Source organism: Streptomyces sp. NBC_01506, assembly GCF_045040295.1.
In the GTDB taxonomy this organism is placed as follows: Bacteria; Actinomycetota; Actinomycetes; order Streptomycetales; family Streptomycetaceae; genus Streptomyces.
Window position 1 is genome coordinate 1,064,228 of record NZ_CP109422.1, and the last position, 20,050, is coordinate 1,084,277.

Below are 20,050 nucleotides of genomic sequence, written 5' to 3' on the forward strand. Positions count from 1 at the left end.
GCCCCCGCTGGTTCGTCGGATGGCCCACGAGCATGACATCGCGCGGTGAATTCCGCCATACACCGTTGCCGTGGTTGGCGCGATCCCGTTCCTATTCCGGATGGTCATTCCCAGTCGTGCCGGGGTAGGACCCGAATCAGTCCGTGTAAATGGCAATCGATCTGCGGGGGGCGGATGAATGAGTGGGCGGAATACGGCCGGTGAAGGGTCGCACGAGAATAGGATCGACGGCGAGGCACGACTGTACGGCCCGACTGTCCAGGCCGGTGAGGTGCACGGCGGCATTCACCTCCACCCGGCGCCACAGACACCGGCACGGCCGGCGCCACCGCGCCAACTGCTCCCGGTTCCGGCCCACTTCACCGACCGGGAGAGGGATCTCTCGTCGCTGGACGGTCTTCGCGAGTCGGGACTGCCGCTGATCGTCGTCACCGGTCCGGCCGGAATCGGCAAGACGACGCTGGTGTCCAAATGGCTGCGTTCGCTGAGCACGGACTTCCCCGACGGCCAGTTGTACGCCGACCTGCGCGGGCACTCGGCGGGCGGGCCGGTGGGTCCGGCGGAGATCCTTGGTCAGTTCCTGCGGGCACTGGGCGCCGGTCCGCCGTCCACGGACGCGGTCGAACTGGCGTCGCTGTGGCGGTCCTTCACCGCCGACCTGCGCATCGCGGTCATGTTGGACAACTCCTTCACCGCCGCGCAGATCCGGCCGTTGCTGCTCGGCGGGCCGGGCGGCCTGGTGGTCGTCACCAGCCGCCGCAGGCTGACCGGTCTGCGTATGGAGGGAGCGGGTTTCCACCAGCTCGACGCGCTCGGTACGGCCGCCGGAGTCGAACTGCTCACGCGCGGGATCGGCGCGGACCGCGTCGCGGGCGAGCTGCCCGCCGTCCGCCGCGTCGTCGCCCTGTGCGCGGGCCTTCCGCTCGCGGTCTGTCTGGCCTCCGCCCGGCTCGCGACGCGCCCGAGGCAGTCGGTGGGGGCACTCGCGGACGCACTGGACCGCAACGCGGGCGGGGGAGGCCGACTGGCCGCACTCGAAGTCGAAGGAGAAACCTCTGTGCACAAGGCCATGGACGCGTCGTACGCGGTGCTGAGCGAGGACACCGCCCGTCTGTACCGGACGCTCGGTCTGCTCCCGGTGAGTACTTTCGACGCGCGACTCGCCGCCGCGTCCTGCGGCAAGTCGCTGGACTGGGCGGAGCGCCGGCTGGACGAGCTGGTCGAGGCCAATCTCGTGGAGGACGTCGGCCCCGAGAGCTGCCGCTTCCACGATCTCGTACGGATCCACGCGCACGACCGGGCCCGGCAGGACGACACGGACGCGGCCCGTGAGGAAGCGCTGCGCCGGTTCTGCGACTGGTGCCTGCATACGGCGACGGCGGCTCAACAGCGGCTGACCCCGGCGCAGTTCACCCTTCCCCGTGCGTACCGCCACGCGCCGGAACTTCCACTGCCGTTCACCGACGACGTCGCGGCGCTCGGCTGGCTCGACTCCCACCGCACGCATCTGCTGGGTGCCGTACAGTCCGCCGCGAACAGTGGCTGGAACGACACGAGTTGGATGCTTGTGGACGCTATGTGGCCTTTATTCCTTCGGTTACGCCACTACGACACCTGGATCGAGGCCCATGAGATCGGTCTGGAGGCCGCCCGGCGGTCCGGGAACAGGACCGCCGAGCGGCAGATGCTCAACTCCGGGGCCATCGGCCTGGGGGCCGCCCGCCGCACCGAGGATGCGGCCACCTGGTATCAGGCGTCGCTCCTGGCGGCGCGCGACGCCGGTGACGTACGGGACGAGGGGCAGGCGCTCCTGGGCCTCGGTGCGTGCCATCGCGAGGCGGGGCGGCCCGCCGAGGCCGTCACCTACCTGAACCGTGCGATCGCGGTGTGGGAGGAGTGCGGTTATCCGCGAGGCGCGGCTCTCGCCCGGACCACTCTCGGCGAGATCGCGCTCGCGGCGGGCGCGGCGGACGAGGCGGTCGACTGCTTCACCCGCGCCCATACCGCGATGGTGGCGGTGAACGACCCGCACGACGCCGCGCGGGCGCTCGCCTTCCTGGGGCGGGCCGGTGTCCGAGCCGGCGATTACGCGCAGGGAATGGCCAGGATGAGCCGGGCGCTGGCGGTCTTCACCGAGTCCGGCGCGGCCTTCTGGCAGGCGCGCACTCTGGAGATGCTGGGCGAGAGTGCCGGGGAGCACGGGGACGCGAGCGCTGCGGAGGATTTCCGCGCGCGGGCGCTGGCTCTGTTCGAGATCACGAGCCCCGCCGACGCGCGCCGGCTCGGCGAGGGTGGGTGACACACCGTCACATACCGTGGACCGGGCCGCCGTTGACGGCCCGGTCCAGGTCCTCGTAGCTGATTTCTCAGCCGGACGGTGCCTCGCGGGCGTGCGGCCACTCCCGTAACGAGCACCCCGCCACCAGCCAGGCGTGCATGCACGACGGCAGCAGCGACCGCTCGCCTGGGGCCGCGTACGGCCCGTACGGTACGAGGACCACGGCCCGGTCGGGACCGCCGGCCACGGCCCAGCCACCCGCGCCCGCGCCTGCGCCTGCGTCGGCGTCGGCGCCCGTGCCCGTGCCCGCTTCGGCCAGGGGCACCGCCGCGATGCCACAGGCCGGGTGGACCGAGGTGAGGTGCCTCAGTCGGCGCAGTGCGTCGGCGGCCGAGTGCGCCCGGCTTCCCTGGAGTACATCCGCGCAGTCCAGCAGCCGGCTGTCCCGGCAGAGGTCCACATCCACGGCCAGGTGCTCATCGATGACCACATGAACATCGTCCGCACGCGGCGGCGGTCCGACGACAAGGCTCAGGCCCATACGACCGAGACCCACGCCGAACGACGTGTCGGCGCAACGCGCGCGCAGTACGGCGGGGGCGGCCGGGCAGATGAGGTCCCTCGGGACCGGGCCGGCCTCGACCACGACGAAGCGCTTCACGCCGACACCTCCCCCCGCCCCGGCGGCGCCCACGCGAGCAGCGGAGGCGGCTGCGGCAGCGGGACCGTCATCGGCTCGTGCGCCGGCTGGCCCATCCGCAGCAGCCCGTACATCAGCCTGCGCATGTTCCGGTTGAACCGTCCGGGCTCCGACGAGATGCGCGACGCGATCGCCGCGTACTCCTCGGGCCGGTACTCCCGTGCCGCGTAGTCGAGTTGGTCCACCAGCGGGTGGGTGGGCGACAGCGTCGGCGCGAGGGCCGCGAGTGCGGCGGCGGGCGACGACGGATTGATCTCCTGCTCCGGCGAGGCGGCCAGCAGCATCGGTGCACCGGTGAGCGTCCCGTAGACGGTGACAGATCCGTGGTCACCGATGATCCAGTCCGCGGCGATCAGAACGCTGCGCCAGTCCGCCTCCGGCGGCACGAGCGCCATGCCCAGTTGGGCGCAGCGTGCCAGCCACGCTCTGACCTGATAGGCGCCGTGCCCCGCCCACACATTGGGGTGCACGAGCAGGGCCGTACGGTAGCGCGGCGACGGCAGCTCGCCGATCAACCGCGGCAGGAGCGCGTCGAACCGGCCGAAGGCCGACAGGGCGCCCCAGGTCGAGACCGCGACCACCAGTTTCTCTTCCTCGGCGATCCCGAGCGCTCGGCGGTACGCCGCGCGCAGCGGCAGGCTGGCCATGATCCGGTCGTGTACGGGATCGCCGGCCACATGCGCCAGCGGAAGCACCTCCGGGCACTCACGCGCCAGCTCGCGCAGCTCGGCGAGGTGCGGAACGACCACGGCGGCGGGCAGCCTGCCACCGGGCAGGACATCCTGCCTGCGCAGCCCTGCCACGCCCGCTTCCGCTCCCCCGACGATCCGCTTCAGATAGTTGGCCCCGTGCGGCAGTGTGATCAGCGGCGCGTCTATGTACTGCACGCCGCGGGGCCCTGCCGCCAGAGCGAGATCGAAGGTCATACGTGTCGCCTGGTCCCACGGCAGCACCACGCTTCCGAGCCTGGCAAGGAAGGCGGGCACGTCGTCGCCGAAGGCGTGCGGCGGTGCCGTGAAGACCACCTGAAGCCGGAAGTCGGCTTCCAGCAGCGACAGGACGTCGAGCAGTCGCTTCCCGTACGTCACGGTGTGGACCACCGCGAGTATCTTCTTGCGGTCCACCAGGGTGAGCCACTGACGTGACGCGCCCGGGTTCGCTTCGATGGTGCCGGTCTCGGTCGTGTTTGCCTGGAACGTGTTCGTTTCCGCCGTACTCGATCCGGTCGTGCTCAACGCCGACATGGCGTCCCCCTGTTGACTTCTCTTCCGAGAGCTACGAACTTCCTTCTGCCGACGAGTTGCCCCGGGGGGTGGACAGAAGGCTCGACGGACCCTTGCGACAACCTTGCAGCGCCGAAGCCGCGGTCCCTGAGTCAGGAACCCGCGCGGGCGAACGACCGGTGCGCCTCGATGAAGTGGCGCTCGCCGTCCGCCGCTCGTCCGGCCGGCGCGGAGACCCACAGGTCGTACATCTTGCCGCCCTCGTCCCAGCTCAGGTCGTAGGTGCGGCGCGGCCCGCCGTCGTCGGCGGCGCCGTCCCAGGTGAACTCCCAGACAGCGGCGGGGAAGCCGTTGTGCGTGGTCTCGCGGACCGAGCCGTCCCGGTAGCCCGGGTAGTCCGACGGGCCGCTCGCGTGCGCCTCCCGCATCACCGCGGCCGGGCCGTTCGGGTCGAGTGGCTGGGGATGGACACCGATGCGGAAGGCGTTGTCAGGCGAGTTGTAGTAGACGCGGGGCGGTTCGTTGGAGCGGATGAAGCCGGTGGGCGCCGACATCGTGAAGCCGGTCGGGTCAAAGACCGTCCGGTAGCCATCGGGTGCCTGGTCTCCGGCGGGCTCGGATGCCTCGACGGACTGTTTGGGCTTCGGCTTGTCCCCGGTGGGCTTCCCGGTGGCGGGCTCGCCCGTGTCGTCGGCGACCGGTTCGGGGGCGCGGGAGGACTTCTTCGGCGACTCCTCGGGCTGCTTCTCCCGCACCTTGTCCGCCGCACCGGCGCTCCCCGCGTCCGTCCCCGTCCCCGTACCGGAGTCGTCCCTCGTCATGACCCACGCGCCGGTGCCGCCCGCCGCGAGGACGGTGACCAGTGCGCCGGCGAGGATCGCCGTACGGATCCGGGGGCGCGCAGCCGGTGCGGAGGGGGCGCCGAGCACGACCGGATCGCCGGCGGGCAGCGTCGCGTCGGGCCTGCGGGGCGCGGGCCCGCCACCGGGCGTCGGCGTATGCGGCACGGTGGGCATCCGCTCCTCCCCCAGGAAGCCGCGCAGCGCCTGCTCCGCCTCGTCCGTGCCGAGCCGTCGCCCGGGATCCCGCTCAAGGAGACCGTTGACGACGGGAAGCAGCGGACCGGCCGACTCGGGCACCTTGATGTCGTCCATCACGACGGCGTGCAGCACCCCCGCCACCGAGTCGCGGCGGAACGGCGACTCGCCCTCGACGGCGGCGCAGAGCAGCACCCCGAGCGACCACAGATCGGACTCCGGGCCGGTTCGCTTGCCCGACATCCGCTCCGGAGCGGTGTACTCCGGGGAGCCGACGAAGGCGCCCGCCTCCGTCAGCGTCGTCTGCCCGTCGACCTGTGCGATCCCGAAGTCGGAGAGCACCACGCGCCCCGTGCCCGCCTCCAGGAGCACGTTGGCGGGCTTGATGTCGCGGTGCAGCACCCCGGCCGTGTGCGCGGCGCGCAGCGCGGCCAGCAGCGCGAGGCCGATCCGGGCGGCCTCGGCGGGCGGGATCGGGCCGTCCACCGCGATCCGGTCGGCGAGCGAGCAGCCGTCGATCAGCTCCATCACGAGCCAGGGCTGCCCGTCGTGCTGGACGATGTCGTGAAGGACCAGGACGCCGGGATGCTTCACCTGCGCGACCGAGCGCGCCTCGCGCAGCGTGCGCCCCCGCCGGTTCTCGGCCTCGACGGGCGACAGCCCGACGTCGACGTGCAACTCCTTGACGGCGACGGCCCGTCCGAGCAGCTCGTCGTTCGCCCGCCAGACCGTGCCCATACCGCCGCGCCCGAGCGGTGTCGTGATGCGGTAGCGCCCCGCTATGAGATCCCCGTGACTTGCCATTGCGGCATCATACGAACTCCCGTTACCGCAGGCGTAGTTGGGCTTCGTGGTGGTCATGGTGCGGGAGAGGTGTGACCGAGCGGTGAAGAACCGGCCTCCGGGCACGGCCGCTGTCGTACACGGGGGCCTGCGGCAGCGGGCGTCGAGCGAGTTCTGGGCCGATTCCGGGCGGAGCGCCAGGACACCCACTGTGGCTCTGCGCGCGGCTGCCTGTCGTGCTGTACTGGCCAGATGACACGCAAGCACACGCGGGCGTTCGTCACACGCGCCGAGCGGCCCGGTACGGCGGCTTCCGACACCGTCCACGCCGAGCGGGCCGAGCGGGCCGAAGAGGTGCGCACCAGGGTGCGGCTCATGATCGAGATCACAGCGCGGGCCGGTTCGTACCGCAAAGGGCTGGTCAAGGCCGCCGAACGCCTCAGCCCGGAAGAAGCGGTGATCCTTGCCGATCTGGAGGGGCACGGATTGCAGGTACCGCAGTTGCGCGATGTGCTGCGCGGCGGCCATGTGCTGGTGGACGATCCGAAGCTGTACGAGAAGTGGCGGTTCACCAAGGGCAGCCATCCCCGGCTGTCCAGCCACCACCGTGACATCGACAAGAAGCTCTACCCGGACATCGGGATGCGCGGACAGGTCGTACGGGAGAAACTGCACGGCCGTACGGCACAGGGCACCTGGGTGCAACTGGAGAAGACGCCGGCCGCGTTCGGCGGGCCCAAACTCCCCCGTCCGAGCGATCTGCGGCATCTGATCGACTACGTGGTGTACAAGTTCACGGACAGTAACGTCGGACCGTGGGGTCTGTCGCGGATGACCGAGCGGCGCCCGCTGTATCTCTCGCCGGTGCTCACGGTGCCCACGTCCCTGACGCCGCCGATCGCGCGGTCGCTGACCCAGGCGCTGCGCCGGATCGAGGCGAACGACGACGCCACGGCCGTGTCCCGGGAACTCGCGGCCCGGTTCCCGCCGCCCGACCGGCCGGATCTGGCCGGTGAGCTGGGCCAGGCACTGTCCGGGCGGGCCGGCCGGGGCCTGTTCGGCAACTCCGACGTATGGGTGACGCAGACCCCGTCCCGTACCGCCGCCGCGGTTCTCCGTGAGAGTCGCGCGGCGCCCGCCGTGGGCCGGTGGCACTGGCCTGCTGGAGGTTCGTCATGAGCGACGATCGACGCGGCGCTCCTTCGGCGTCGCAGCCGGGGCCGGGGCCGGGCGAGGCGTCCGTTCCCCAGGGGCTGGTCTCGGCCGTGGTGCATCTGGTGGACACCGGGCCGGTGCTGCTCGGCGCGTACACCATCGCCGAACTCACCGCCGTTGACGCGATTGTGGACTTCCTGGAGGCCCGGCCGTCGGACGACGAACTCACCGAGGCCGTCCGCTCGTTGGCCGCGCGCCAACTGCTCCTGGCGGGCTCCGCCGGCGAGGAGGTCCAGGTACGCGGAGACCTGGGCATCGCGGTGGCCTTCCAGCAGCGGGCCAGGAAGGTACTTGACGCCCGTACGACCGGAACGGGTCCGGGCGAACCGTGGCGCGTCCTGCTGCTCCCCCAGCCCGAGCGGATCTGCCTGGTGGTCCGCATCGACGCGCTCGGCGTCCACCAGCTCGGCCTCTACAAGCTCGACGAAGCGCTCCGTACGCTCACCGAGTGGCTGCCCCGTGGCCCGTCGGCCGATACCGATCGGCCGGTGGACCCCGACGCCGTGCTCGCGGGGGCGGAGCGTTCCTCGCTGGTCACCGTCACCCAGTACACCGCGCAGGGATCGGCCGAGACGGCGGGCACCAGCGTCGACCTGATCCTGGCCCGTACCGAGGGGCGGCTGCACGTCCTCGCCAGGGACCCGCACGACCCGGACAGGCTGGCGCCGGCCCCGGCGGGCGGCAGAGACGGCGTCCGCGACAGGCTGGAAGACCTCCTGGCCGCGTAGGGTGGCAAGGGCGGTGAGGGCGGTGAAAGCGGTTGACCGCCCCGCCCCGCCCCGCACACCCCGCTGGACCGGCTGATCCGAAACTGGTCGCCAGGAAACGCGTAAGGGCGGTACCGGATTACTCCGATACCGCCTACGACCTGCGCGAACGCAAGTCGGGACGACAGGATTTGAACCTGCGACCCCTTGACCCCCAGTCAAGTGCGCTACCAAGCTGCGCCACGTCCCGCTGTTCCGCCGCCCGGGAGATCTCCCCGGCGGCCACAGTCGAGAACATTACCCCACCCCCGGCCGGCGACGGGCCGTCGTGGGGTGGGCGGGGCTGGAGAGGGGTGGGGAGACAATCGGGGCATGACGCGGAACCGGCGGGATCGAGACATCGAAGGGCGGGCGCGGAACGCGCGGCCGAGGGATGGGCTGGGGCGGCCGTTGCCTTACGGGGAGGCCGGGGTCGAGCGGCAGCCCGAGGGGGTGGTACGGGCGCCCGCCGAGACGTTGCGGGAGGCCCAGCGGCTGCTCGACGCGGGCATGCCGTTCCACGCGCACGAGGTGTTCGAGGACGCGTGGAAGTCCGGCCCCGCCGACGAGGAGGCGCTGTGGCGCGGGATGGCACAGCTCGCGGTGGGGCTGACGCACGCCGCCCGGGGCAATTCGACGGGCGGGGCGCGGCTGCTGCTGCGGGGTGCCGAGCGGATTTCCGGGTACGAGGCGCCGTACGGGATCGATGTCCGCGCACTGACCTCGTGGGCCCGTGAGCTGGCGGAACGGATCGACGCCGCCACGGTGGACGCGGCAGCCGAGGCCCCGCGCCTGCTCCGGCCCGGCCACTCCTGAGGGCCTGGGGGCGGTGGGTGAACTCCCGGACAGGGGGGCCAGGTACACCGTCGTTCGGTCCTCACCTCTCCTGACTCGCGCCGTGATCCGCAGCAGGATCTTCCTTGTCGGAAACAGACGGAAACAGGGGAGACAGTGCGATGAGTGGTCACACACGGCGCAGGGTGTTGCGGGGCGCGGCGGTCGTAGCTGCGGGAAGTGTGGTGGGCGCGTACGGTGCCGGCGGGAACCCGGCGGTGGCCCAGGCCGCCGCCCGCGGTGTGGGCGGCACTGTCGTGGGGGCGGGCGCCCAGGGTGGCGGTGTCCAACACCCCTTCCTCCAGGGCGCGTTCACGCCGGTCACCGAGGAGCTGACCGCCTTCGATCTGCCGGTCACCGGCCGCGTACCCAAGGAACTCGACGGCCGTTACCTGCGGACCGGACCGAACGTGCTGGGCCTGGAGGACCCACGGGCCCACCACTGGATGCAGGGCGACGGCATGGTCCACGGTGTCCGGCTGCGCAACGGCCGCGCCGAGTGGTACCGCAACCGCTGGGTCCGCTCGGCCTCCGTGGCCAAGAAGCTGGGTGAGCCCTACCCGGGCGAGGTCCCGCCGGACGACTTCCCCGCCAACACCCATGTCATCCCGTACAAGGGCCGCATCCTCGCGCTCCAGGAGAGCGGGCCGCTGCCGTACGAACTCGACGGCGAGCTGAACACCGTGCGCCCGTACGACTTCCGCGCCACGCTCGAGGGCGCGTTCACCGCTCACACCAAGTACGACGCCAGGGCTGACGAGTTGCACGCGATCTCGTACTACCCGACGTGGGACCATGTGCGGCATCTGGTGATCGACCGCACCGGCAAGGTGGTACGCGTGACGAAGATCCAGGTGGCGGACGCGCCCATGATGCACGACTTCGCCCTGACGGAACGTCATGTGGTCATCGTGGACGTGCCGATCACGTTCGACATGGCGGGCGCCGAGTCCGGCGCCCTCGTGCCGTACGTCTGGAACAAGCGTCATCCCATGCGGCTCGGTGTCATGCGCCGCACCGGCGGCCCGGTGCGCTGGTTCGAGGTCGATCCGCTCTACTACTCGCACACTCTCAACGCCTACGACGACGGCGACCGGATCGTCATCGACTTCACGTCCATGCCCGCGCCCATGTATGTCGCGGGCCGTGGCAACGGCGGACCCTCGGTGGACGGGACCCCGTCCCTGGACCGCTGGACCATCGACCTCACCCAGGGGCGGGTCCGGTACCAGCGGGTCGACGACCGGCCGCAGGAGTTCCCGCGCGTCAACGAGTCACTGATCGCGCACCGTCACCGGTACGCCTACTCGGCGGCGGCCGCCGAGATGTGGACGGCGTACGGCACGGTGGACGGCGTGCCGCCGGACGGCTCGTTCAGCAACGAGCTGATCAAGCACGACCTGTTCCGGGGCACGAGCCAGGTGCACCGCTTCCCGAAGGGGGCGGCGACGTCGGAGGCGGTCTTCGTGCCGTCCCGCTCGGCGTCGGCGGAGGACGACGGCTACACGCTCGCCTACGTCCACAATCCGGAGCGCGGCGCGTCCGACCTCGTCATCCTGTCGGCGCAGGACTTCACCGGACGACCGGTCGCACGTATCCATCTGCCGGGCCGGGTGCCCCTGGGATTCCACGGGAGTTGGGTGCCCGACGCGTGACGGGCGGCGGCGGGGGCGCCGTCCCGGTCAGTTGACTGCACGGACTCGTTGACCGGCTCGATTCGGGAATATCGTTGTTGCCTGATCCTCGCCAGGAGGCCTCGGTGTCCACATCCAAGTCGCCGTCCAATGGCAGAAGGCATCAGCCGGCGACTGGGCCGCTTACGCCGCCGATGTCAGCCGCCGTGAACCGGAGAACCAGTGAAGCTACCCATCGCCATCCACCAAGCACGCCTCGGAGCAATGGAGTTCAAGGTCATCCGACCCGCCCGACCCCTGGTCCACGCAGTGCTCATCGACCACGATCGGCACCTGGACGCCTACCTCGATCAGGACGCCGCGAGGCGAATCGGCGGTCTCTGGAAGCTCGCTGCCACTTCACCGCGCTCGTTGGTCCACCTGCCGATGCGGAGGAACCGTGGACCCTCCCGCGAGCTGCCAGAAGCCGGCACACGACAGCTAGATCTCGTGCTGCTGCACCACTCGCTCCAGTTCGCACCTTCACGCTGGAAGGAAATACGAGGACGGCTCGGCCCGGGGCGTCCGCAGACCGTGACGCTGCCCGGCCAAGGACGCACCGACGAAGCCGTGATTGATCACGAGGCACGGCACTACCAGGAGAACCGGGATCTGTTCCACCAGCATCTCCACGCCGAGACCCTGTTCATGACCGGCAGCGCGAAGCTGTTCCGGGACACTGCCCGGCACTTCTTCGACGTCGCCCGAAAGGGCCCGGGATACGTCCCCGTCCATCCGAGCTACCCGCACTTCTGCACGGAGCTTCACTCCAACGACGGCGTTCTCGGCGACGCGCGCGAGATCCATATCGAGTACCGCGATCGGTGGGAGTCATGACCCCGACCGACAGGACCCCGCCGACCATGACGTTCAACGATCACCTCCAGCATCTCGCTGAGAGTGCCCTCGCATCCATCCCGGCAGCCGACGACGACACATCTACGCTGTCTCCTTCTTCATCGACAACGAGAACGACGACCCTCGTCAGCCGACCTTGACGATCGGCTACAACACGGGAACTCAGGCCAGGCGCAGCATCCAGGACGCCTCTGACCAGGCAGAAGCCCGCTGGAACTACGCCTTCTGGATCCAGAACGAGCTGACTGTGGTCGGCGACCTGACCAGCGACCCCGCCGGGGCCGCAGCTCGCCTGGAGTGGATCAGCGGCCTCGGACTTCGGTACGACGAGCCGACGGACCTCGCCGACCGGGATTCAGTCGTCGGGCCACTCGCCGCGCAGATCGAGGCCCGCTTCAACCAGACCTGCTGCCAGCTCGCCCGAACCCTCCGTGCGACCAGCGTCATCGAAAGATCCGCCGGCCGCACTGTGCCGGTAATCGTCCACGAGCTGGAGTACTACGAGGCGATCGCCCGGCAGACCGAGGCCGCCAACCCGCCCGGCCTCGCCGACGAGTTCAGCTCATGGGTCCGCCATGGCTGAGGCTTTCGTGCAGTTCCCATTGGTGCGGTGAGGAAAGGTCAGTCCTCGACCAGGACGACCTCCAGCGTGCGCGGGCCGTGCACGCCCTCCACCCGGTCCAGTTCGATGTCGCTGGTGGCCGAAGGGCCCGAGATCCAGGTCAGTGGCCGGGTCGGGTCGAGGCGCGGCATCGCCTGCGGTACGGACGCGACGACCTGTTCCGGCGCCAGGACCACACAGATGTGGTGGTCGGGTACGAGGGAGATACGGCGCCTGCCCTGGTCAGGGCCGCCGTCCAGCACGATCGTGCCGGTCTCCGCGATGGCCACCGCGCAGCCGGTGACGACGCTGTCGACCTCGTCCAACTCCTTTGCGGTGGACGCCTCCCGGTCGTGGATCCGGGTCGGATCGGCGGAGGCGAGCCACCACGGTGGCAGACCCGGCGGGACCAGCACCGTGCGGGAACCGTGCTCGGCCAGCAGACGCGTCAGCAGCTCCGCCAGCCCGGCGGAGTCGGTGCGGTGGACGACGGCCCGGTAGTCGGCCAGGTTCTCGTGCAGCAGGTCGACCATGCCGGCGTCGGGGGTGTGCGTGTCGAGATAGTCGCGCGTGACCTCGGGGGCGTCGGGCGCGTCGGCGACGGCGGCGCGGACCCGCGCCAGGATGCGCTCGCGTGAGCCGGAGCCCGAGCCCGAGCCGGAACCGGAACCGGATCCCGAGCCCGAGCCCGATCGGGGGGTGGCGGCTGCCGGGTCGGTGCTCATGAGGGCTTCTTCCGGTTCTTCTTCCACCAGTCGCGGAACGGCTCCGCCGGCATCTGCGGCAGCTCCCTGCCCCGCGTCCACGCCCCCGCGCCGGGCAGCTTCGACGGGTGCAGTCTGCGGGTCTTCGACGCGACCCGCTCCCCCGCCCCCAGTACGCCGGGATGTCCGAACACCCAGCCCGCCGCCTTCATCGCGGCCTTCTCGAGCCGGTGGCCCTTGCCGCCCTGGTCGGCGACCCGCTCCCGCAGGTGGACCAGCACCTCGGGGATGTCGATCGCGACCGGGCACACCTCGTAACAGGCACCGCACAGCGACGACGCGTACGGCAGCGAGGCGTCGATCTCGCTCTGCGTGCCCCGGAGTTGGGGGCTGAGGATCGCGCCGATCGGCCCCGGGTAGACGGAGCCGTACGCGTGCCCGCCGGCCCGCTCGTACACCGGGCAGACATTGAGACAGGCCGAGCAGCGGATGCAGCGCAGCGCCTGGCGGCCGACCTCGTCGGCGAGGGTGTCGGTGCGGCCGTTGTCGAGCAGGACGAGGTGGAAGGTCTGCGGCCCGTCGCCGTCGGCGGTGCCCGTCCACGTCGAGGTGTACGGGTTCATCCGCTCGGCCGTCGACGAGCGCGGCAACGTCTGGAGAAACACCTCCAGATCCCGCCAGCTCGGCACCACCTTCTCGATGCCCACCACGGAGATCAGTGTCTCGGGCAGCGTCAGACACATCCGGCCGTTGCCCTCGGACTCGAAGACCACGAGCGTGCCGGTCTCGGCGACCATGAAGTTGGCGCCGGAGATCCCGACCTTCGCCCGCAGGAACTTCTCCCGGAGATGGAGCCGCGCGGCCTCGGCGAGATCCGCCGGGATGTCGGAGAGCCCGTCGGGCGCGGCGCGCCCCCAGTCGGCCATCTTCTCGCGGAAGATGTCGCGGATCTCGGCGCGGTTGCGGTGGATGGCGGGGACGAGGATGTGAGAGGGCCGGTCGTCGCCGAGCTGGACGATCAGTTCGGCGAGGTCGGTCTCGTACGCCGCGATGCCCTCGGCCTCCAGGGCCTCGTTGAGGCCGATCTCCTGGGTGGCCATGGACTTGACCTTGACGACCTCGCTCTCGCCGGTGGCCTTGACCAGATCGGTGACGATCCGATTGGCCTCGTCGGCGTCGGCCGCCCAGTGGACGGTGCCGCCCGCCTCGGTGACCCGGGTCTCCAACTGGACGAGATAGCGGTCGAGATGGCGCAGCGTGTGGTCTTTGATCTGCTTCCCGGCCTCGCGCAGCTCGGCCCAGTCGGCGAGTTCGGCCACCGCCTTGGCGCGCTTGTCGCGGATGGTGTGGGTGGCGTGACGCAGATTGCCGCGCAGGGTCTTGTTGTGCACGGCCTCCTTGGCCGCCTGCGGGAAGGACGGCATACCGACGAACGTCCCGCTCATACGAGGGGCTCCTCTCGGGTGCTCGCCAGAATGTCGGCGAGATGCAGGGCGCGCAGCGGCGCTTCCTCCCGGCGCAGGACGCCCTCGATGTGCATCAGACAGGAGTTGTCGGCGCCGCACAGGACGTCGGCGCCGGTGGAGACGGCGTTGCTGACCTTGTCCTGGCCCATGGCGGTGGATACGTCAGCGTTCTTGACGGCGAAGGTGCCGCCGAATCCGCAGCATTCGTCGGCGCCGGGCAGTTCGCGCAGCTCCAGTCCTTCGACGGCCTCGAGCAGTCGGCGGGGTCTGTCCCCGAGGCCGAGGAGGCGCAGGCCGTGGCAGGACGGGTGATAGGTCACCGTGTGCGGGAAGTAGGCGCCGACGTCGGTCACTTCGAGGACGTCGACGAGGAATTCGGTCAGCTCGTAGGTGCGGGTGGCCAGGGAGGCGGCGGAGGCGTCGCCGATCTTCGGGTAGTGCTGCCTGACCATCGCGGCACAGGATCCCGAGGGGGTCACCACGTACTCGTACCCCTCGAAGGCGGCGGCCGTGCGGCGTACGAGCGGCTCGGTCTCCTTGCGGTAGCCGGTGTTGAACTGGGGCTGGCCGCAACAGGTCTGTGCCTCGGGGAAGTCGACCTCCACTCCGAGGCGTTCGAGGAGCCGCACGGTCGCGATCCCGGTGGACGGATACACCGCGTCGTTGACGCAGGTGACGAAGAGTGCGACACGCATGGCCGGAGCATATGCGGTGCCCTGCGGCGAACGTAAGACCCGCGCAGACATCCGATGTATCGACGGGCTGGGGCGGTGCTCGGCCCCACGAGGCAGACCCATGAGGCAGACCCATGAGGCAGACTCGGCCCGGTGAGACAGATTCTTGTGATCGGCATCGGCGCGGGCGACCCGGATCAACTGACCCTCCAGGCGGTCAAGGCACTGAACCGGGTGGACGTGTTCTTCCTCCTCGACAAGGGCGAGGCGAAGGCGGACCTGATCCGACTGCGGCACGACATCCTCGCCGAGCACATCACGGACGGCCGGGACTACCGGCTGGTCGAGGCCCGCGATCCGGACCGCGACCGGACGGCCGGCGGCGCCGACTACTCCCCCGCGGTCGGCGACTGGCGCAGCCGGCGCGCCGACATCTACGAGCGGATGATCACCGACGAGCTGGGCGAGGACCAGGTGGGGGCGTTCCTGGTGTGGGGCGATCCCGCGCTGTACGACTCCACGCTCGGCATCCTGGACGAGATCCTGGCGCGCGGCACGGTCGGCTTCGAGCACGAGGTGATCCCCGGCATCAGCAGCGTCTCGGCCCTGCTCGCCAAGCACCGCACGGGGCTGAACCGGGTGGCGCGCCCGGTGCAGATCACCACGGGCCGGCGGCTGGCACAGGCGTGGCCGGAGGGGGTGGACGACGTGGTGGTGATGCTGGACGGACATCAGTCGTTCCGCCACTACCTGGCGGAGGACCCGGTCATCCACTGGGGCGCGTACGTCGGGACCGCGGACGAGATCCTGGTGTCGGGGCGGCTGTCGGAGGTCGCGGACCGGATCGTGGAGCTACGGGCGGAGGCGCGCGCCCGCAAGGGCTGGATCATGGACACGTATCTGCTGCGTCGGGACTGAGCCCCAACCGGGCGAGTGCGGTGCGTACGTCGGGTACGTGCGGTACACCCTCAGGCGCGGGTGGCCGTTCGACCATCACCACGGGCAGGCCGAGTTCACGGGCGGCGGTGAGTTTCGCGGCGGTGGCCGATCCCCCACTGTCCTTGGTGACGAGGACGTCGACGCGGTGTTCGAGCAGCAGCGCCCGCTCGCCTTCGACGGTGTACGGGCCCCGGTCGAGCAGGATGTGCGTGCTGCGTGGCAGGGGCGGCTCGGGCGGTTCCACCGTACGTACGACGAAGTGCAGCCCGTCCAGTTCGGGGCCCGCGAAGGCGGCGAGACCCTGGCGGCCGGTGGTGAGGAAGACCCGGGTCCCGAGCGCGGGAAGTCGCGCGGCGGCGTCCGCGAGCGAGCGGGCGGGGTGGCGGCGGTCTTGTGGGTGGGCGGGCCAACCGGGGCGGCGCAGCGCGAACAGGTCGGTGGCGGAGGCAGCCACCGCCCGGGCGGCGTGGGTGCTGATGGTGGCGGCGAAGGGGTGCGTGGCGTCCACGAGGACGTCGATACGGTGCGCACGGAGCCACGCGGCGAGCGCGTCGGGCCCACCGAAGCCGCCGACACGGACGTCCCCGGCCGCGGGGGTGCCGGGGTTGGTGACGCGCCCGGCGAGTGAGGTGGTGACACGCACGTGGGGGGCTTCGGCGGCGAGCGCGTCAGCCAGGTGCCGGGCTTCGGCGGTGCCTCCGAGGATCAGCACGCGCAGGTCATCGGGCATATGAGGGAGGTTACGGGGTGGTGGGTGCAGTGGGGTGTGGTGGGACTCGGCTGCCGGGGCGCCCATCTGGGGTCATGTCCTCAACGGGCCGTCATAGCATGGCACTTCGGGAACGGCGACGGGTCAGGCGCCGTCGTTGATCGGGAGGGCCAGGGGTCATCAAGCACCGCATCGCAGTCGTGTTCGGGATCACACAGGGAAGCGGTTATCTGCTCTCCCCGCGCGTGGTCCTCACCGCGCGGCATCTCGTGAACGAGAACGTGAGAACGACCGTCGTCGTGCCGGGTGGGCGCGGCCTTGTACTCTGCCGGATCTTGTGGGCCGGTAGCGCCCAGGAGGGCGACGCGGCCCTGCTCATCGCGGACGAGAACCTGGTGACCGCCGAGGCCGCGAGGGCGTTCCAGTCCAACCGGTTCGGCCGCGTCGGCGGTATCGCCCCGCTGTTGGACTGCTATGCCCTCGGATATCCCCAAGTGCAGCGGTACGGCGGCCAGAAGCTGGACACCGAGCAGTTCCTCGGCACGATCAAGCCGGGTTCAGGGAGCGTGCGCGGCGAGTACGTCTTGGAGGGGACCGGTACTCCCCCGGCGGTGCGGAACGACGGGGACTCACCGTGGGCCGGGATGTCCGGCGCGCCGGTCTTCGCCCACGGACGCCTCATTGGCGTGGTGACCAAAGACTCCGCAGGCTGGCAGCACGGCCGGCTCAACGCGGTACCCCTGTTCAAGCTGTTCTCCGGGACCACCTTCGCCGACGTCTACCGAGTCAACTTCGGCAAGTCCATGCACTTCACCCTGGTGCGCCAAACCCCGCACCACTCGGCCGAGTTCGAGGACCGGTACCGCGCCTATATCGCGGAGACATTCGGCGAACTGAGCATCTTCGGCCTCGACTTCAGCCGGTCCGAACACGCCCAGTGGCCGCTCGACTCCGCCTACCTCAGTCTCGAACTCGTCCATGGCCACGGAGAAGGCGGGGAGGGCGAGGCTTCCGAGCGCGGCCGGGTCGAGACCGCCCTGCGGGACCGGCGGCGCGTGCTGCTGCGCGGCGCGGCCGGGTCCGGCAAGACCACCCTCGTGCAGTGGCTGGCCGTGAACGCCGCGCGGGACTCCTTCGGTGGGTCGCTCGCCCACCTCGCTGGACATATCCCCGTCGTCCTGCCCCTGCGCACCCTGGTACGCGGCGCGGCGCTGCCCGCTCCGGCGGAATTCCTCAGTGCGGCAGGGCATCCGCTGAGCCCACCCGAAGGGTGGATGGACGAGGTACTCACGGAAGGGCGCGGACTGCTTCTCGTTGACGGCGTGGACGAGATGCCGGAGGCGGACCGCGCGCGGACGAAGGAGTGGCTGCTCAAGCTGCTCGCCGCCTATCCGCGCACGGCAGTGGTGGTGACCACCCGGCCGACGGCGGTGGACGACGGGTGGCTGAACCGCAAGGAATTCACCGAGTTCCAGTTGCTGCCCATGAACCATGGGGACGTCACCGCGTTCGTACGGCGCTGGCACCACGCGGCACGCTCGGTCACCTCGCGCGCGTCCGAGCGAGCCGAACTCGAAGCGTACGAGGCGCAGTTGTTCTCCACCCTGCCCCGCAAGCAGGACTTGGCCCGGCTCGCCACCAACCCCCTCATGTGCGCGATGATCTGCGCGCTGCACCGCGACCGGCGGGGGTTCCTGCCCGACAGCAGGATGAAGCTGTACGGAGCGGCTTTGACGATGCTCCTGGTCCGGCGCGACCACGAACGGGCGATCGGGGAGCCGGAGGGTCTGACGGTCTCCGAGGAAGGGCAGCAGAAAATCCTCCAGGAGATCGCGTACTGGATGATCCGCAACGGGATCGTGGAGGCGGAGCAGAAGGACGTGATCGCGCTGGTCTCCCGCATCCTGCCGGCCATGCCACAGGTCGCGGCACCCGAGGACGCCCCACGGGTCTTCCGCTTCCTGCTGCACCGAAGCGGCGTCCTGCGGGCGCCTACGGCCGGCACGGTGGACTTCATTCATCGGACGTTTCTGGACTATCTAGGGGCACGGGCGGCCGTCGAGGCCCAGGACATCAACATGATCGCCGCGCACGCCCACGAGCCCCAGTGGGAGGACATCGTCTGGATGGCTGTCGGCCACGCCAGGGACACTGAACGGGCGGCATTACTGAAGCAGCTCGTGGCCAAGGGAGATGAGGTTCCCGAGTCCTCCCACGACATCAAGGTCCGGATCCATCTGCTGGCCGCCGCCAGTCTGGAGCACGCGACGAGTCTCGATCCGAGGGTCCGCGCCGAAGTGGAACAGCGGGCCGCCGCGCTGATCCCGCCGACGAACAGTGACGAGGCGGAGTGGTTGTCCTACGTCGGCCCTCTCGTGCTGGATCTGCTGCCGGGCCCCGAGGGGCTGTCGGACGACGAAGCGACGGCCGTGGTGACGACCGCTCGAATGATCGGCGGCGATCACGCGTTGCATCTGCTTGGCACGTACGCGGAGCACCAGGCGCACGACATCAGGGCCGAACTCGCCCACGCCTGGCAGTCCTTCGAGGCGAGAGCTTTCGCCGAACTCGTGCTTTCCCGCACCGACGTCACTGACGTGCGCATCTTCGTCCACACCGCGGAACAGCTCGCCGCTCTGCACCTCGTGGGGGCCGTGCCCGAAGTCTCGTTCTTCGGCGACTTGAGTCCCGAAGAGATGGCGAGCGCCACCGGAGCGGTGGGGGCCGGCCGGGTCGATGTCGTCGACAACGAGCGGCTGAAGAATCTCAGGGCACTCGGCGACAGGGCCACCTTGTTGACCTATCTGAACTTGGTGGCATGTCATGAGGTAGACGACTACAGCGGCCTGGCACAACTCGGCCTGTCACAACTCAGACTGCACGGCCTGCGTTTCTCACACACGCTGTCCGGGCTCGATGCCCTCACGAACCTCCGCACACTCACGCTCGGCACGACCAGCAGCTCCTCCGAGACGGGCATCCTGGCCCTGCCCGCCAGCCTGCCCCCTCTTCCGTCCATCACTCAACTCCGCCTCGTCCCACGGATCGAGCGGGACACCGACGCCGGCCGACTCCGCGAGCTGTTCCCGAACCTGCGAGTGCTGTTCCTGAATCTGGAGGTGGACGAGCGCGCCGACGTCACCGTGGACCTCTCGGCTCTGACCTGGGTTCCCGAGATCAGACTCCGTAATCCGGGTAGAACCGTACGTATCAAGGGTGATCACCTCTTGTCCATCCGCCACGAATCCGAACAGGCCCCTTCATGACCCCCGCCGACCTCCCCCGCATCGACCTCACCCAAGCCGTCCAGGTCATCCGCGACCAGCTCATGGCCGCCGCCACGCACGGCGCCGGCCAGGACCTCCGCTTCGATGTGGGCGAGATCCAGATGGAGTTCGCCGTCGAGCTACGCCACGACTCCCGTGTCAGCGGCGGCGTCAAAGCATGGGTGCTCTCCGCCGACGCCGACACCGGGCGCGGCTCGGCGCACACCCACAAGGTGGCGTTCACGCTGAAGCCCAAGAACGCCCGGACCGGCGGAGACTGGGAGATCGGCAACGACGGGCCCGACGCCGACATCTCCGCTTTCGGTACGGGCGAATAGAGAGCC

At 70.2% G+C, this 20,050-nt stretch carries 17 protein-coding genes and 1 tRNA gene; 10 read left to right on the top strand and 8 right to left on the bottom strand.

Features of this window, described 5'->3' with window-relative positions; translation table 11 throughout:
- Positions 1-178: 178 nt before the first annotated feature.
- Positions 179-2,299: a tetratricopeptide repeat protein gene (locus OG329_RS04265; protein ID WP_405792933.1), complete on the top strand. Its 2,121-nt coding sequence runs from the start codon at positions 179-181 to the stop codon at positions 2,297-2,299.
- 67 nt (positions 2,300-2,366) lie between these two features.
- On the opposite strand, the gene OG329_RS04270 is transcribed toward OG329_RS04265, so the two are convergent.
- From OG329_RS04270 to OG329_RS04280, 3 genes are all read right to left on the bottom strand, one after another.
- Complete coding sequence (locus OG329_RS04270) at positions 2,367-2,939, bottom strand: hypothetical protein (protein WP_405792934.1); 573 nt, start codon at positions 2,937-2,939, stop codon at positions 2,367-2,369.
- Positions 2,936-4,102: a hypothetical protein gene (locus OG329_RS04275; protein ID WP_405801640.1), complete on the bottom strand. Its 1,167-nt coding sequence runs from the start codon at positions 4,100-4,102 to the stop codon at positions 2,936-2,938. The genes OG329_RS04270 and OG329_RS04275 overlap by 4 nt, the downstream gene beginning before the upstream one ends.
- 251 nt (positions 4,103-4,353) lie before the next feature.
- Positions 4,354-6,042, bottom strand: coding sequence for a protein kinase domain-containing protein (locus OG329_RS04280; RefSeq protein WP_405792936.1), 1,689 nt, complete (start codon positions 6,040-6,042; stop codon positions 4,354-4,356).
- 231 nt (positions 6,043-6,273) lie between these two features.
- Here OG329_RS04280 and OG329_RS04285 point away from each other — a divergent pair, with 231 nt between their 5' ends.
- Positions 6,274-7,200: a hypothetical protein gene (locus tag OG329_RS04285; RefSeq protein WP_405792938.1), complete on the top strand. Its 927-nt coding sequence runs from the start codon at positions 6,274-6,276 to the stop codon at positions 7,198-7,200.
- Entirely contained in the window at positions 7,197-7,964 is a 768-nt protein-coding gene (locus OG329_RS04290; RefSeq protein WP_405792939.1) for a hypothetical protein, read from the top strand. The genes OG329_RS04285 and OG329_RS04290 overlap by 4 nt, the downstream gene beginning before the upstream one ends.
- A 155-nt stretch (positions 7,965-8,119) precedes the next feature.
- On the opposite strand, the gene OG329_RS04295 is transcribed toward OG329_RS04290, so the two are convergent.
- A tRNA-Pro gene (locus tag OG329_RS04295) sits at positions 8,120-8,193 on the bottom strand.
- A 122-nt stretch (positions 8,194-8,315) separates the two neighbouring features.
- Between OG329_RS04295 and OG329_RS04300 the strand changes: the two genes are divergently transcribed.
- The 4 genes from OG329_RS04300 to OG329_RS04315 all read left to right on the top strand — a co-directional run bounded on the left by OG329_RS04300 (position 8,316) and on the right by OG329_RS04315 (position 11,930).
- On the top strand, positions 8,316-8,798 hold the full coding sequence (locus tag OG329_RS04300; RefSeq protein WP_405792941.1) for a DUF309 domain-containing protein: 483 nt from the start codon (positions 8,316-8,318) through the stop codon (positions 8,796-8,798).
- 140 nt (positions 8,799-8,938) lie between these two features.
- A complete protein-coding gene (locus OG329_RS04305) occupies positions 8,939-10,471 on the top strand; it encodes a carotenoid oxygenase family protein (protein ID WP_405792943.1) in 1,533 nt (510 codons plus the stop codon).
- Between the two features lie 201 nt (positions 10,472-10,672).
- Positions 10,673-11,326 carry a hypothetical protein gene (locus OG329_RS04310; protein WP_405792945.1) on the top strand — a complete coding sequence of 218 codons (654 nt, stop codon included), beginning with the start codon at positions 10,673-10,675 and terminating at the stop codon, positions 11,324-11,326.
- A gap of 157 nt (positions 11,327-11,483) precedes the next feature.
- On the top strand, positions 11,484-11,930 hold the full coding sequence (locus OG329_RS04315) for a hypothetical protein (RefSeq protein ID WP_405792947.1): 447 nt from the start codon (positions 11,484-11,486) through the stop codon (positions 11,928-11,930).
- 38 nt (positions 11,931-11,968) lie between these two features.
- Here the strand turns inward: OG329_RS04315 and OG329_RS04320 are convergent, their stop codons facing one another.
- The 3 genes from OG329_RS04320 to OG329_RS04330 are packed head-to-tail and all read right to left on the bottom strand — an operon-like array spanning position 11,969 to position 14,813.
- Positions 11,969-12,673, bottom strand: coding sequence for a lactate utilization protein C (locus tag OG329_RS04320; protein ID WP_405792949.1), 705 nt, complete (start codon positions 12,671-12,673; stop codon positions 11,969-11,971).
- Entirely contained in the window at positions 12,670-14,097 is a 1,428-nt protein-coding gene (locus OG329_RS04325; protein WP_405792951.1) for a LutB/LldF family L-lactate oxidation iron-sulfur protein, read from the bottom strand. Before OG329_RS04325 ends, OG329_RS04320 begins: the two co-directional genes overlap by 4 nt.
- Positions 14,094-14,813 carry a (Fe-S)-binding protein gene (locus OG329_RS04330; RefSeq protein ID WP_405792953.1) on the bottom strand — a complete coding sequence of 240 codons (720 nt, stop codon included), beginning with the start codon at positions 14,811-14,813 and terminating at the stop codon, positions 14,094-14,096. Before OG329_RS04330 ends, OG329_RS04325 begins: the two co-directional genes overlap by 4 nt.
- Before the next feature lie 132 nt (positions 14,814-14,945).
- On the opposite strand from OG329_RS04330, the gene cobF reads away from it, so the two are divergent.
- Complete coding sequence (gene cobF / locus OG329_RS04335) at positions 14,946-15,710, top strand: precorrin-6A synthase (deacetylating) (RefSeq protein ID WP_405792955.1); 765 nt, start codon at positions 14,946-14,948, stop codon at positions 15,708-15,710.
- Here cobF and OG329_RS04340 read toward each other — a convergent pair.
- Positions 15,679-16,461 (bottom strand): cobalt-precorrin-6A reductase, encoded by a 783-nt coding sequence (locus OG329_RS04340; protein WP_405792957.1) that lies wholly within the window; start codon positions 16,459-16,461, stop codon positions 15,679-15,681. The two genes, cobF and OG329_RS04340, sit on opposite strands and share 32 nt — an antisense overlap.
- A 179-nt stretch (positions 16,462-16,640) precedes the next feature.
- Here OG329_RS04340 and OG329_RS04345 point away from each other — a divergent pair, with 179 nt between their 5' ends.
- Both OG329_RS04345 and OG329_RS04350 read left to right on the top strand, forming a co-directional pair.
- Positions 16,641-19,706 carry an NACHT domain-containing protein gene (locus tag OG329_RS04345; RefSeq protein ID WP_405792959.1) on the top strand — a complete coding sequence of 1,022 codons (3,066 nt, stop codon included), beginning with the start codon at positions 16,641-16,643 and terminating at the stop codon, positions 19,704-19,706.
- Positions 19,703-20,044, top strand: coding sequence for a trypco2 family protein (locus OG329_RS04350; RefSeq protein ID WP_405792961.1), 342 nt, complete (start codon positions 19,703-19,705; stop codon positions 20,042-20,044). The genes OG329_RS04345 and OG329_RS04350 overlap by 4 nt, the downstream gene beginning before the upstream one ends.
- Positions 20,045-20,050 lie beyond the last annotated feature (6 nt).

What these genes read in the sequence shown, in the direction of transcription:
- OG329_RS04265 (WP_405792933.1), top strand. Translation starts at nt 179, where the DNA reads ATGAGTGGGCGGAATACGGCCGGTGAAGGGTCGCACGAGAATAGGATC.
- OG329_RS04280 (WP_405792936.1), bottom strand. Translation starts at nt 6,042, where the DNA reads ATGGCAAGTCACGGGGATCTCATAGCGGGGCGCTACCGCATCACGACA.
- OG329_RS04285 (WP_405792938.1), top strand. Translation starts at nt 6,274, where the DNA reads ATGACACGCAAGCACACGCGGGCGTTCGTCACACGCGCCGAGCGGCCC.
- OG329_RS04290 (WP_405792939.1), top strand. Translation starts at nt 7,197, where the DNA reads ATGAGCGACGATCGACGCGGCGCTCCTTCGGCGTCGCAGCCGGGGCCG.
- OG329_RS04300 (WP_405792941.1), top strand. Translation starts at nt 8,316, where the DNA reads ATGACGCGGAACCGGCGGGATCGAGACATCGAAGGGCGGGCGCGGAAC.
- OG329_RS04305 (WP_405792943.1), top strand. Translation starts at nt 8,939, where the DNA reads ATGAGTGGTCACACACGGCGCAGGGTGTTGCGGGGCGCGGCGGTCGTA.
- OG329_RS04320 (WP_405792949.1), bottom strand. Translation starts at nt 12,673, where the DNA reads ATGAGCACCGACCCGGCAGCCGCCACCCCCCGATCGGGCTCGGGCTCG.
- OG329_RS04325 (WP_405792951.1), bottom strand. Translation starts at nt 14,097, where the DNA reads ATGAGCGGGACGTTCGTCGGTATGCCGTCCTTCCCGCAGGCGGCCAAG.
- OG329_RS04330 (WP_405792953.1), bottom strand. Translation starts at nt 14,813, where the DNA reads ATGCGTGTCGCACTCTTCGTCACCTGCGTCAACGACGCGGTGTATCCG.
- OG329_RS04340 (WP_405792957.1), bottom strand. Translation starts at nt 16,461, where the DNA reads ATGCCCGATGACCTGCGCGTGCTGATCCTCGGAGGCACCGCCGAAGCC.
- OG329_RS04350 (WP_405792961.1), top strand. Translation starts at nt 19,703, where the DNA reads ATGACCCCCGCCGACCTCCCCCGCATCGACCTCACCCAAGCCGTCCAG.